The sequence below is a fragment of the Microcoleus sp. EPA2 genome, from assembly GCA_020882975.1.
GTDB lineage: Bacteria > Cyanobacteriota > Cyanobacteriia > Cyanobacteriales > Microcoleaceae > Microcoleus.
Window position 1 is genome coordinate 1 of the sequence record JAHRFD010000040.1, and the last position, 11,932, is coordinate 11,932.

The 11,932-nt window shown below is 44.8% G+C and carries 13 protein-coding genes; 4 read left to right on the top strand and 9 right to left on the bottom strand.

Translation table 11 applies throughout. The annotated features are described in order from the left end of the window. Positions 1-106: 106 nt before the first annotated feature. Complete coding sequence (locus AAFP14_RS23755; protein WP_341734655.1) at positions 107-805, bottom strand: class I SAM-dependent methyltransferase; 699 nt, start codon at positions 803-805, stop codon at positions 107-109. A 445-nt stretch (positions 806-1,250) separates the two neighbouring features. Between AAFP14_RS23755 and AAFP14_RS23760 the strand changes: the two genes are divergently transcribed. Beyond that, the gene (locus AAFP14_RS23760) at positions 1,251-2,021 is read left to right on the top strand and encodes a hypothetical protein (protein WP_341734656.1); all 771 of its coding nucleotides are present in this window, start codon (positions 1,251-1,253) and stop codon (positions 2,019-2,021) included. Positions 2,022-2,056: 35 nt separating this feature from the next. On the opposite strand, the gene AAFP14_RS23765 is transcribed toward AAFP14_RS23760, so the two are convergent. Continuing rightward, positions 2,057-2,239, bottom strand: a complete 183-nt coding sequence (locus tag AAFP14_RS23765) for a hypothetical protein (protein WP_341734657.1) — start codon at positions 2,237-2,239, stop codon at positions 2,057-2,059. A gap of 115 nt (positions 2,240-2,354) precedes the next feature. Between AAFP14_RS23765 and AAFP14_RS23770 the strand changes: the two genes are divergently transcribed. Continuing rightward, entirely contained in the window at positions 2,355-2,771 is a 417-nt protein-coding gene (locus AAFP14_RS23770; protein ID WP_341734658.1) for a hypothetical protein, read from the top strand. 106 nt (positions 2,772-2,877) lie between these two features. On the opposite strand, the gene tftA is transcribed toward AAFP14_RS23770, so the two are convergent. The 6 genes from tftA to AAFP14_RS23800 all read right to left on the bottom strand — a co-directional run bounded on the left by tftA (position 2,878) and on the right by AAFP14_RS23800 (position 9,222). Next, positions 2,878-4,227 carry a hormogonium tapered terminus morphoprotein TftA gene (gene tftA / locus AAFP14_RS23775; RefSeq protein WP_341734659.1) on the bottom strand — a complete coding sequence of 450 codons (1,350 nt, stop codon included), beginning with the start codon at positions 4,225-4,227 and terminating at the stop codon, positions 2,878-2,880. 18 nt (positions 4,228-4,245) lie between these two features. Next, positions 4,246-5,538 (bottom strand): glycosyltransferase family 4 protein, encoded by a 1,293-nt coding sequence (locus AAFP14_RS23780; protein ID WP_341734660.1) that lies wholly within the window; start codon positions 5,536-5,538, stop codon positions 4,246-4,248. A gap of 45 nt (positions 5,539-5,583) precedes the next feature. Then, a complete protein-coding gene (locus tag AAFP14_RS23785) occupies positions 5,584-6,597 on the bottom strand; it encodes a glycosyltransferase family 2 protein (protein WP_341734661.1) in 1,014 nt (337 codons plus the stop codon). 133 nt (positions 6,598-6,730) lie between these two features. After that, on the bottom strand, positions 6,731-7,285 hold the full coding sequence (locus AAFP14_RS23790) for a serine O-acetyltransferase (protein ID WP_341734662.1): 555 nt from the start codon (positions 7,283-7,285) through the stop codon (positions 6,731-6,733). A 138-nt stretch (positions 7,286-7,423) separates the two neighbouring features. Then, positions 7,424-8,017: a serine O-acetyltransferase gene (locus AAFP14_RS23795; protein WP_341734663.1), complete on the bottom strand. Its 594-nt coding sequence runs from the start codon at positions 8,015-8,017 to the stop codon at positions 7,424-7,426. Positions 8,018-8,211: 194 nt separating this feature from the next. Further along, complete coding sequence (locus tag AAFP14_RS23800; RefSeq protein WP_341734664.1) at positions 8,212-9,222, bottom strand: glycosyltransferase family 2 protein; 1,011 nt, start codon at positions 9,220-9,222, stop codon at positions 8,212-8,214. A gap of 221 nt (positions 9,223-9,443) precedes the next feature. On the opposite strand from AAFP14_RS23800, the gene AAFP14_RS23805 reads away from it, so the two are divergent. Then, positions 9,444-10,208, top strand: coding sequence for an RNA-guided endonuclease InsQ/TnpB family protein (locus AAFP14_RS23805; RefSeq protein WP_341734687.1), 765 nt, complete (start codon positions 9,444-9,446; stop codon positions 10,206-10,208). A gap of 13 nt (positions 10,209-10,221) precedes the next feature. Here AAFP14_RS23805 and AAFP14_RS23810 read toward each other — a convergent pair whose 3' ends face one another. Further along, entirely contained in the window at positions 10,222-11,139 is a 918-nt protein-coding gene (locus tag AAFP14_RS23810; RefSeq protein WP_341734665.1) for a histone deacetylase family protein, read from the bottom strand. 79 nt (positions 11,140-11,218) lie between these two features. Here AAFP14_RS23810 and AAFP14_RS23815 point away from each other — a divergent pair, with 79 nt between their 5' ends. Further along, positions 11,219-11,743: a hypothetical protein gene (locus tag AAFP14_RS23815; protein ID WP_341734666.1), complete on the top strand. Its 525-nt coding sequence runs from the start codon at positions 11,219-11,221 to the stop codon at positions 11,741-11,743. Positions 11,744-11,932: the final 189 nt, after the last annotated feature.

Consider the following 11,932-nt stretch of genomic DNA (forward strand, 5'->3'; position numbering starts at 1 on the left):
TCAGATGAACCGGGATCTAAACGGTGCTCGTGGGATCTTCCTTCGGGCATCGGTTGATACGCCTTGGTTGAAGTCAAACCTCAACTTATATATTTGTTAGCAAAAGTTAGCAAAAAAGTATCGGTTCCATCATCGTAGCCCAGCGACGTTTTAATGCCAAAGTCAGTCCATCAGCAATCGGGACAACACTGAGAGTTACTCTGGGATCGTTACGCAATTTGTCGTTGAAACTACGAAGGGCTAGGGTACTTTGGTCTTGTACTTGAGGATCGGCAACTCGTCCTGACCACAGAACATTGTCAATTACAATTAAACCGCCATTCCTTACCAGTTGGAGCGATCGCTCAAAATAAGCCTCATAATTTTCTTTATCCGCATCAATGAAAGCAAAATCAAAAGTTCCTGCTTGTCCTTCAGCGATGAGCTTGTCGAGAGTATGAATTGCCGGGCCCAAGTGCAAAGTAATCTTGTGGGCGACACCCGCTGCTGCCCAATAGCGACGCGCGATATCCGTATATTCTTCGCTGACATCACAAGCCACTATTTTCCCGTTGGAAGGTAGTGCTAAAGCTACGCACAGGGAGCTATATCCCGTAAACACGCCAACTTCTAAGGTTTTTGTCGCCCCCATGAGTTGCACGAGCATCTCCATAAACTGACCTTGTTCAGGAGCTATTTGCATCATACCCATAGGGTGTTTAGCAGTTTCTTCTCGCAGTTGCTGAAGAATATCTGGCTCCCGCAGGGAAATAGATAATAGATAATCGTAAAGTTGATTTTCTAGACCAATATTTGAGTTCGCCATCGGTTTGTCCTTACTGCTGACTTGTGATTTTAAGTAGTAGACGCGCAGATATTAGATGAAGACGCTAGAGTCAATTGTAGATGCTGTGCGTCCAGGACTGAGTTACAGACACGCAACTGGCAGAAGCGCGATCGCCATCCCAATCAGTTTATCTCAGCCCTAGCTGATTCTGCTGCCGTAGCAGAGCTGTCTCCAAAAAATATTCAAAAACAGGCTGTTGATGCCTGTTCCACAGCAATTATGGGAGATTTATTTGACTACAGACTATGGACTACTTGGTCATAGTCAGCTTTCTTAACTGTCACACCCTTGTTAGATATCAAAAGCCCCTACGCCAGGGCTGACCATCTAGTTTAATAGGAAGCTTTCCTAACTGTCACACTCTTTTCACCTCGTCCTGCAAACCCACGCACAATCAAAACAACATTCCGCAAAGGCGATCGCAATGTATTACACTTTCGCAGGTTTTGGTGCCAGCACAGGCCTATTTTTACTATTAGTTTTTGCCATTCTGCAATGGTTACACATCCCCGCCGGCAGCTTCATTGATTGGGTAATTGCCATTGCTATTTTTGAATGGTTATTGTTGATAGTTACTGTTCCGTGGAATATCCATTTTGAAGCTAAAGAAGTTTTAGCCCAAGCCAAAGAATCAAGCGAAAAAGGTATTGTAGTTGATGACAAACAAGTCAAATACGTTACTGTATTAGCTAGTCGATCGCTCGTGGTGGCCATCGGACTGCACCTCTTGAGCGCGATCGCCCTTTACACCCTAGCCGCCACCGGAATTAGCCCAATTGGCTATCTCAGTTCTGGTGCTGCACTGCTGTTAACTCTACTGCGTCCAGGGATTAGAGGTTATCAATATTTAGCAGCGCGGCTGACAATGATTCGCCGTCAATTTTTGCACCCCCGCGAAGATATTCTCGAACTCCGCAGCCGCTTCGCCAACTTAGAATCTACCATTAACAATTTAGAAGCTAAGTTCAACTCTAACGATCCGAATTCTTGGGTAGCTATCCAAGAGCGACAGCAGGAAGCTACCAGAAGAGACTTAACTCGACTAGCAGCATCTTTAGAAGACTTGAGTGCTACAAATCAGGCAGAACATACTAAACTGGCAAGAGAGGCAGAAAGTGCGATCGCCCAACTCACCGATGACGGAAAATTCCTCAACCACGTCCGCGAAATCATCCGATTTTTCAAAGAAGCGTAAACTACCCACCAATGCCCATTCCCCATTCTCTACCTTTAGATAGATGTCAAATAGAGGCGATCGGTAAGTTTGGGGGGGTAAAAATTGATGAGACCACTTCTATAATTATTGTCGAACACGCATCTCTTCGACCAAGCTGAGGGGAAACCGCCTGCGTGTTCTTGACTGTCTTTTGAGGAGATTTCTGTGAGAGAGAGTTTTTTTATTCCTTCTGTCATAAGATCGATCGTCAGGAAACTATAACCAAAGATAGTTAGGGAATCCCTGAGCTTAAGTCTACTATTTAAACATAGGTCAAAGACACTTTTTGAAAAAATAACCCAGGAATAAATCATGAGTATTAGCAAAGCAACACCAACAGATGTAGAAATCGAAGCTAATATGCAAGCCCCCCACTACGACAGGGGCATCACTCCTGCCGAAACAGCAGCGCGGCAAGAACGTGAAGGTAGCAACTTCATGCACACAACCACAGAACAACATCAGCAAGATGCCAAAACTGATGACCAAACTGATGATGAAAGTATTCGCACTACAGATGGCTATACAATAGACAAAGAAGGTCTTGTTAACAATTACGCGATCGAACCCGAAATGTACATTGACGAACCGGGTGATTTGAGAGCAAAAGAAGAAGCAGAAGCCCAAGAACGCGCCCGTATCTTGGCAGAAATTAAAGATAAAAGAGGTGAAGAAGGTAAACTGACCGCCGAAACAGATATGCGTGGCAAAGGGCCGGGGATTATCTAAAATATCTGGTTGTGACAGACTTTCTAAAAAAATATCAGACCCAGATTCCCGATTTCTTTAAGAAGTCGGGAATTTAACCACGATCGCATTCTACGTTTAAGTCACTTCAACTCGCAGATTGCATCAATTCATAAAGCCTCCTTACCAAAGCTTTAATTTTCGTGCCATACTGCAAATCTGCTGTCCAACGCCCACCGAGTCGATCGACTTCAGGAGCAATTCCCCGCGTCACAAAGCGAAATCGGGGATCTACGAGTTCCTGAACCAAAGGTTCAATACTGGCGTAAGCTTTTAAATGTTGAATGTGAGCCCTAACACCGATGCGGGCGCTAGCAAAAGATGCGCTTTCACTATCTCCCCCAACCGTAGCCAAACCTCCAAAATTGTTTTGAGTCGGTCTAATATTGTCACCAAAACGCAAAAAATTAGTTTCTAAACACATTTGACAAAAAGCAATATCGTAGTTGACTCCTTCAACCCTCGCTTCTTCGCGATAAAGCTTTGCTATGTCAGGAAAAACCGTTAAAGCGCTGGGATTATTGGCTCTGAGAAACATCATTAACTGCACTTCAGTGGTGATTCCAGTACCCATAATTTTGCCAACTTGAGCAGGAGGCTGGATATTCGATCGCAAAACCACAGTCCGATTAGCATTATCCCAAGTAACTAATACTTGAAAATCCCGCAGTTCGATCGCCTGAACGTAGACAATATTCTTGTAACTAACGCGGCGAAGTCTGGCAATATTAGATAAATCAATGCCCAATCTATCCACTAGATCGATGGGAATATAAGCATTGCCATTAATTAAAACCCCCTGTTCTTCATAAATCCCACCATTGAGATTGATATTAATCGATCGATAAGTAATGGGGCTAGGAGTTGGAGGTTCCGCACGAGGGCGAATCCAAGTTTCCAATCCGTCAGCAATTCCCATCGCCATCTCTCCCCGCCGATTTTGAATCAAAATGCGATCGTCCGGGTTCGTCAGAAAGCCCAGTTCCATTAACATCGAAGGAATAGAAACCCAGCGACAAAAAATCAGCCGTCCCAAACCCGTAGCCGTATCCGGTGTTGCGCCACGGTTAGGTAACTGCGGCAACCTCCGCAGCAAGGACATAATCAGCATTTCCGCATCAGCTTTCCGCTGGTTGTTGGCGGCAATATAAAAAATACCGACACCGCGCACCGAGGGGTTAGAAGCGCCACTAGCTTGAATTTCCAAAGCCACATCGCCAATCCGAGACCGGGAGTTAATCCAGTCAATGGTTTGCACTTGACTGAGTTCATCGGGTACAGCCAGCACTTCCGCAGCGCGCGATCGCAATTGGCCAACCACCAAGTCACGAAGCAGGATCATTTCCCTGGCTTCAGTAGTTCCACCGGCCACTGTTCCGGGGTCTCTCGTCCCGTTTTCAAAGCCACCGTGACCCGCGGATAGAAAAATTCTCGCCATTTTGATTGTCTTTGAACATTAACTTTTAGAGTTTAGAGGTTCGCCAAGCATTTTTTGATAAATTTCAACAATCTTTTCTGCCTTTTTATCCCACGCAAATTCTTTGGCTTTTTCCATCGCCTTGGCTGACATACTTTCCCGCAGGCGATCGTCTTCAACCAACAGTTTAATTTTACTCGTCAACTCCTCGGTGAGATACTCCCTAGAATTTGGCTCTATCTTAAAACCCGTTTCTTCATTCACATATTCACCAATACCGCCATTATTGGCAACGATGCAGGGGAGTCCACAAGCCATAGCTTCCATTACCACAGCTCCGCCAAACTCTCGGATAGAAGGAAAGCAAAAAATATCTGCTTTCCTGTAATAATCCAGAGTTTCTTGTTGATTCACCCATCCGGCAAAACTCACTATTTCCCCTAACTTAAGTTCCTGGACTCGGTTTTCTAAGTTATTTCTTTCGGGTCCGTCTCCCACTATTGTTAACCGGGTTTTATTTTTAATTACCGGGTCTAATCTGCCAATAGCTTCTATCACAATGTCGGCGCATTTGTAGGGGACTAATCTGCCGACAAACAGCAGATTTATCTGGCTAGCCTCTTTATTTTTGATATGGGTCGCATTTAAAAATTCATCGGAAATGCCATTTTCGTAGAACAAATCAATTCTTTCGTCAGGGATGGCAAATAAATCTTTGAGCATATTCAAAGTATAGGTTGAACCTGCTAAGATTTTGTCAGCTTTTTTGTAAGTTTCTACATAACCTGGAATTAAGGCTCGACCCACTGCTCTCAAAAAGTTGAATTGAGCAAATTCTTGTTTTGCCGTTTCTTGAAAGCCTGGTGGGAACGGAATGCCCCCATTCACAGGCCCTAGAATAAAAGGAGTCTGCTGACATACAGTGACTACTTTAAACGGATACCGTGGCATCATCGGGGTAATGGCATGAACTATGTCATAATCGCCGTTCAAGATTTCTGTTTTAAATTTTTGATATACTTGCCGATTAAATTCTTCATAAATTGGGTAGCTCAAGGCATTATAAAGAGGCCAATTTACTCGCCCGTTGGCTGTAACTTTTGCTACTATCTTATAATATTGTTTGTTTAAATTTGATTCTTCTAGGTAGAAAACTTTTTCATATTCTGGGTGTTTTTCCAGAGCTGATTTATTTCTAATATGGGTGACGAGGGTGGCATCTACTAACTTGTTGATTTTGTGAAAAAAATTGTAGCCAACCAAAGGTACAGATGCCCATTCAGGATTGCATTGCTCTACTATTAGTAAAACTTTTAATTTTTTATTGCTCATTTGTTTACTACCTGTGGTTGTGAATTAATTTTAGTGAGCTATGCGCTAGCTGGCGGAATTAATGGAGTTGGTGGTTTTGTATTCGATCAACTTGCTCTGTTGACCCAGTAATCTACGCTGGTGAAACTGGATTTGACCTTGTAGCTGGGGAAATTTGGCTAATACGCAAGACAAAGCGTAGATAGCTGCGTCTTTAGTGGTGATATTCCGATGCTTTACATAATAGTTATAGGTGCGATAGGTTGCTAAGGGATAGCCGCTCCATAGTAACAGGCTCCAACCTTTGCTCGGCAATGCCATTGCCAAGGCTAGCACTGGCAAGATGAATCCCCACACCCAGGTGCTGCGGGTTTCTTTTACCCAATGGCGCTCTGGTTCCCCGCCGTGCATCCAGGAACCTTCGGCGTAGGCGTAACCTGCTCTTTGGGCGCGCTTCCACCACTGAGTAAAAGTGGTCATTTGGGCATCGTGGAGGGTCATTTCGGCGTCTAAGCGCAGGATTTTCCAATCTTTTTGGCGCAAACGCACGCAGAGTTCTGGTTCTTCGCCGGCGATGAGTGTGGGATTGAAACCGCCGACTTGTTGCAAGGCTGCGACGCGCATCATGGAGTCGCCACCACAGGCTTTGGTTTCGCCGATGGGGGTATCCCATTCGATGTCGCAGAGTTGGTTGTAGATGGTGGCTGCGGGGTATCGTTCGCGTCTGCGCCCGCAGACTGCTGCTACGTCTGGTTTGGCTGTGAGTTCGCTGTAGGCTCGATCGATCCATCCGTCAACGACTTCGCAGTCGCCATCGACAAATTGGACAAATTCGATGTCTGGTGCTATTTCCAGCAGGCGGGTAAAGCCTTCATTTCTGGCGCGGGCGGCGGTAAAGGGTGTGGATAGGTCGAGTTCTACGGTATCGGCGCCGAGCGATCGGGCTAATTCTAGGCTACCGTCTGTGGAGCCGGAATCGACGTAGATGACGCGGGAAACTTTGTTTGTGGCCGAGACTAGGCATTGGCGGAGGCGCTGCCCTTCATTTCGTCCGATCGCCACTAATCCAATTTTTTTCAAGTTTTTCCTGTTGAATGCAACTACTAAACTATTCCTGAGACATCTGTCATAATTCTTGGTGGAACAGGCACTCCTGGCTGTTCTTCACTGACTTTTGAGGAGATGTCTCTTTCAGATCTTAATCAAAGCCAAGCTATTTCGATATGGTTTCTTCTACTTCGAGAAAAGATTTTTCCGAGATACTGGCTTTTTTTTCAATAATTTTTGCTGGTATTCCCACTGCGGTGGCGCCGGGTGGCACATCACAGATCACCACAGCATTAGCACCAATCAAAGCATGATCGCCGATGGTTACGGAGCGAATTATTTTTGCTCCTGCACCGATATCGACGTGGCCTCCTATTTTGACATCACCAACAATTGTCACCTGTTGCAGAATTAAACAATTAGGGCCAATGGAAGCACTGGGATGAATGACAATGCCATTAGGATGAGGCAGTATGAGTCCTCCTTCTATTTGGCAGTTTAAGGGGATGTCTGTTGCCGTTACCACACTCCAAAAACGATGGTAGATGATATTTAAGCGACATAACAAATAGCCTAAAATCCCACCATGTTGCTGCCACTTTTGGTAATTACGGATAGATTTGAGCAGTTGACAATTGGGTTCCCACCACTTACCAGCTTGTTCGCGACTCCAGTCTGGTTCTGTAGCAGAAATGATTGGCTTAGTAAGTGAATCAACCATTGTTTGTCGAGTATTTTGATGATGTAGACAATTGTGTTTATTTGTGGAGTTTACTTTATTTAATAAATCTTTCTAACTTGAGTAGAAAGATTTCTGGAATATCCCCACACTTAAGTTGCTTGATAAAACAGAGAAATTTCAGCCTGGTATCTCTGTTTCCTGTTTCTTTGTAGATTGAAGAATTTTGGCGGGGATACCAACAGCAGTTTGACCGGCCGGAATGTCGGATAAAACTACTGCATTGGCACCGATATTTACGTCGTCTCCTAAGTTGACCTTGCCGAGAATTTTTGCACCTGCGCCGATGTTAACCCGATCGCCCAATTGAGGCGATTCTAGGGGTTTGTCCAAATAGCGGTTTCCCAGGGTTACGCCTTGGCGGATAAAGCAGTCATCGCCGATCGTACAGTGTCCGTGGATAATAATTGCGCTCTGATGTTCGATCACCACGCGGCGGCCAAGCTTCACGGTGTATGGCAAATCTATGCCGTAGGTGTTGCGGACTTTTCGGTAGAGCGATCGATACAGAATACTCAAGGGAGCCCGCAGCAGCTTCGGTTCAACTTTCATTCTCCACACACCGAAGCGTTGAACTGCTACCGCCCGAAACCCCGGTTTTGTCCAATCGCGACCATGAGCAATCCAGTCTTCTTTAATTTGCTGCCACAGTCCGAGTGGGGGGTTTTCTACTTGATTTGCACTGCTAATTAAGTTTTGATCGTCAGTTACCATAAGTTCTAATTCACACTTATTGCTTGTTTACCCTGTTCCTAGATGCCCCTGATAGTAATTTGTTTATTGGTTTTTTTTGAGGGAGGTTAAACCCGGTTTATTGATATCTAGAATACCAATTTCTAGGGTGCATCACACAATATTTTGTTAAGATTAACCGGGTTTATTTGGGTTTTAATTATTTACCCAGTCCTTTAAAAGTTTTTGGATTTTTCAATCTTACCCCCCTTAAAAAATACACTATTCGATACAAAATCGCTGAGAAATTTTGGTGGATCGCCGTCGGGCTTGCGTTGAAGTATGCGACGCACCCTCCAGGTGGCAAAGCCCGAAGCCCAGGATAGATCAGTTAATGCTGTGTAAACCAAGCCGTAGTTTTTGAGAAAGTATCTGCGTCGGGAATCAAACCAATAAGTAGGCAGTCGTTTCGCAGGCTTTTTGGTGTCAGTGACGCCTGAGCTTTGACCTACTAGGTGAACTACACGACTTTGGGGTACATACCAGCAACTCCAGCCAGCTTTGTGAGCTTGCAGACAAAAGTCCATTTCTTCGCAGTACATGAAATAAGCTTCATCCATCAAGCCAATTTTTTCAAATACTTCGCGACGGACGATCATGCTGGCTCCTGCTACCCAATCAGTTTGACAGATTTCTTCGGAAATCGGAGGCGCTACGGCCCAGTTTTTCAAAAGCTGAGATAGGAAGCCTGTGCGCCAACCAAAATCGAGTTCCGTCAACAGGCTGTGAAACCGAAAAGCTGACTCCTGGGGCGTGCCGTCGGGGTCTTCTAAGCGGCTGCCGGCGATTCCAGCTTCGGGATGAGTGTCCATGAAATCGACCAGGGCTTTGATGGCACCGGGGCGAACTACGGTGTCTGGGTTCAGCAGCAGGATGTAAGGCGGGGGATTGGGAGATTTCAGGGCGGGACGGATCAGGGCGTTGTTGCCGAAGGCGAATCCGCCGTTGTAGTCTAGGGGTACGAAGGATGCCCATTCGCTCCAGCCTTCTGCTGCGATCGCGCTGCTAATTTCTGCGACTGAGTTATCGCCAGAGGCGTTGTCTGCAACTGCAACCCGCATACCGGGAAGGGATTCTACTTCGTTAACTAGAGAACGCAAGCAGTCTATGGTCAAAGCCGGAGTTCGGTAGTTAACGATGACCACAAGTAGGGGATACGGATGATTGGGCGCAATGGCATTGGACATAATGGCGATCGTCTGTTTAATAATTTCTAGCTCAGTTTGTCTCTGTTTGGCAAGAGCAGGCGATCGACATTTGATAAATACAAATGTTTAACTACCAGCCGGGAAGTCTAAGGGTATATTTAGAGGGGGATGAATCAGAGCGCTGCGCGAAGTACCCCAAATAAATTACTCCTTGGGATGAAATACTCGTCGGGTGTAGGTACGGAAACCGACAATTAGACATTGCAAAGACCTTAGAAGATAAAAGGGTTCCCGTAACGGTTGCAAAAATTCAACCGACTGATGAAAACACTCTTGGTATTGACTTGGGAATTACTAATTACGTCTATCTTTCTAATGGCGAGAGAGTTGAAAATCCTAGATTCTTGAGGAAGTCTGCCGAGAAATTAGCAAGGCTTCAAGCAAAGCTAGCTAATAGAGTCAAGGGTTCTCAACCTTGGAAGATAATCAAGAACAAGATTTCCAGATGCCATCAGTTCGTAGCTAGGGCTAGATTAGATTTTCAATTTAAAACTGCACAGCAGCTCTTTAGCAAGTGTGAGGTTTTAGTTGTTGAAGATTTGAGCGTCAAAAATCTAACTAGACGTGCCAAGCCCAAGACTGATATTGAGAATGGTAATTTGGTTTATTTGCCTAACAGTCAGTCAGCTAAGAGTGGCTTGAATAAATCCATGCTTGATGCTGCTCACGGGCAATTCGCCAACGTTCTGAAATATGTCGCATGGAAACTAGGTAAAAGTGTTTTATTTGTTGACCCCAAAGGAACTTCCCAGCACTGTTGGAACTGCCTCAACAAAGTCCCGAAAGAGTTGTCCCAACGGTGGCATTCTTGTCAATGTGGAGAATCTTTGGATCGAGATAAAAATTCAGCCAAACTCATAAGAAAAATTGGTCTGAGTTACGAAAGTGGCGGTGGAACTCCGTCACTCAAAAAAGCCTTTGCAAAAAAGGAAAAAGAAGCCTGCGGTCTAACTGTACTCAGTTGACCGTCAGGTTCGTTCACAGTCGATACTGGCGATAAACCTGACTGGCCGCTCGGTGCAATAGCGAATGCCGATAAACTAATCCCTTCATGTCATCGCAATAGCCACCACCAATCACACAGGCCACTGGATAGCCCCCCGCCAAACAAGTAGATAAAACTTGCATTTCCCGGCGAAATAACCCCGTATCACTTAAAGCTAATTTTCCCAGTTTGTCCGCATGGTGAGGGTCTACTCCGGCATCGTATAAAACCAAATCTGGCTTGACATTTGACAGCAAATCTGGTAAATATTTAGCCAGGGTTTGCAAATATTCGTCGTCCTCCATACCGATCGGCAAAGGGACATCTAAATCGCCCTTTTGTTTGGTACCTGGAAAATTCACCTCACAGTGCATCGAAAAAGTAAAAACACTGTCGTCATTTTGAAAAATAACAGCGGTTCCATCCCCTTGGTGTACATCTAAATCCACAATCAATACTTGACGAACTAAACCCATTTTTTGCAGGACACGAGAGGCGATCGCCAAATCGTTAAAAATACAAAAACCAGACCCATAATTAGGGAAAGCATGATGAGTTCCTCCCGCAGTATTACAAGCTAAACCGCATTCTAAAGCAAGCTTGGCTGTCAGTACCGTTCCAGAGGAGGCGATACAAGTCCGATTGACAAGGGCTCGACTCCAAGGAAGACCAATTCGGCGCTGAGCTTTGGCATCAAGGGTCCCGTTGCAGTAAGCTTGAATATAAAACTCATCGTGGACAAATTGAATCCATTCTGAAGGAGGAAGTTCCGGGGCGTGAAATTGATCCTGGGAGGCGACCCCATCCGCCACGAGCATTTCAGAAAGCAGCCGGAACTTGCCCATCGGGAAGCGATGACCCGGTGGCAGGGGTGCAACGTAATCTTCGTGGTAAATAATTGGTAAGTCCATTGAGAGTATTGTAGAAGAAATAAATCTCCAATTGAAAGTGCAAACTATCAAAAAAATAAATTCGCTGGAGAACCTGTATATGGAACTAAAAATAATTTGGGAATTGGAAAGTAACAACCCCAACAATACTGACAATTTACATCATATCAGTCAGTGGTGGGCAAATCTCAATGGCAAAGAAATTACCTGGGTGGAGCGCATTATTCCCCTTGGCGGTGGTATGAGTGAAATTCACTGGCATCCCCAGCGGTTTGACGAAAATTTTATCATGGTCAATCCGGAAATTCGTGGGGATACTCTGTATTGGTACAAACCTGATTCTCCTGTCGAAAGGAACACCATAGTTCAGAAACTGGAACTAGACAACCTGCAACAGCAACTTTACATTTATCCTCAGTTAGAATCGGAGATAGTAATTCGGATAGCAATTCCCGAAATTAAATATCAAACCCTTGAACTGAAAAATGTCGAATTTGCCCTAGGTGAAGATAATATTATGTTGCTATGGGATGTAGAACAAGAACTGGAAATCAAAATCGCTCTTACTGCCGAAAATATTCTGAAACTTCAGGAATTACTAGCAGATAAACACCAGAAAATTTAAACAATTTTTTCACTCAGATGTTGCAGCCATATAAATCAAAGACTTGGGCGCGATGTAGTGACGGTTTTTTTTGTCTTTCGGCATCATTTAAAGCTGTTGGTGAAACAGCCACGATGATTGAGAAGGCTGCTATAGCCTTTCTCAGTCATGAGGTTCTCTCGGATATAGGGCATAGGTCATACCTCACTT

What these genes read in the sequence shown, in the direction of transcription:
- AAFP14_RS23755 (WP_341734655.1), bottom strand. Translation starts at nt 805, where the DNA reads ATGGCGAACTCAAATATTGGTCTAGAAAATCAACTTTACGATTATCTA.
- AAFP14_RS23760 (WP_341734656.1), top strand. Translation starts at nt 1,251, where the DNA reads ATGTATTACACTTTCGCAGGTTTTGGTGCCAGCACAGGCCTATTTTTA.
- AAFP14_RS23765 (WP_341734657.1), bottom strand. Translation starts at nt 2,239, where the DNA reads ATGACAGAAGGAATAAAAAAACTCTCTCTCACAGAAATCTCCTCAAAA.
- AAFP14_RS23770 (WP_341734658.1), top strand. Translation starts at nt 2,355, where the DNA reads ATGAGTATTAGCAAAGCAACACCAACAGATGTAGAAATCGAAGCTAAT.
- tftA (WP_341734659.1), bottom strand. Translation starts at nt 4,227, where the DNA reads ATGGCGAGAATTTTTCTATCCGCGGGTCACGGTGGCTTTGAAAACGGG.
- AAFP14_RS23780 (WP_341734660.1), bottom strand. Translation starts at nt 5,538, where the DNA reads ATGAGCAATAAAAAATTAAAAGTTTTACTAATAGTAGAGCAATGCAAT.
- AAFP14_RS23790 (WP_341734662.1), bottom strand. Translation starts at nt 7,285, where the DNA reads ATGGTTGATTCACTTACTAAGCCAATCATTTCTGCTACAGAACCAGAC.
- AAFP14_RS23795 (WP_341734663.1), bottom strand. Translation starts at nt 8,017, where the DNA reads ATGGTAACTGACGATCAAAACTTAATTAGCAGTGCAAATCAAGTAGAA.
- AAFP14_RS23800 (WP_341734664.1), bottom strand. Translation starts at nt 9,222, where the DNA reads ATGTCCAATGCCATTGCGCCCAATCATCCGTATCCCCTACTTGTGGTC.
- AAFP14_RS23810 (WP_341734665.1), bottom strand. Translation starts at nt 11,139, where the DNA reads ATGGACTTACCAATTATTTACCACGAAGATTACGTTGCACCCCTGCCA.
- AAFP14_RS23815 (WP_341734666.1), top strand. Translation starts at nt 11,219, where the DNA reads ATGGAACTAAAAATAATTTGGGAATTGGAAAGTAACAACCCCAACAAT.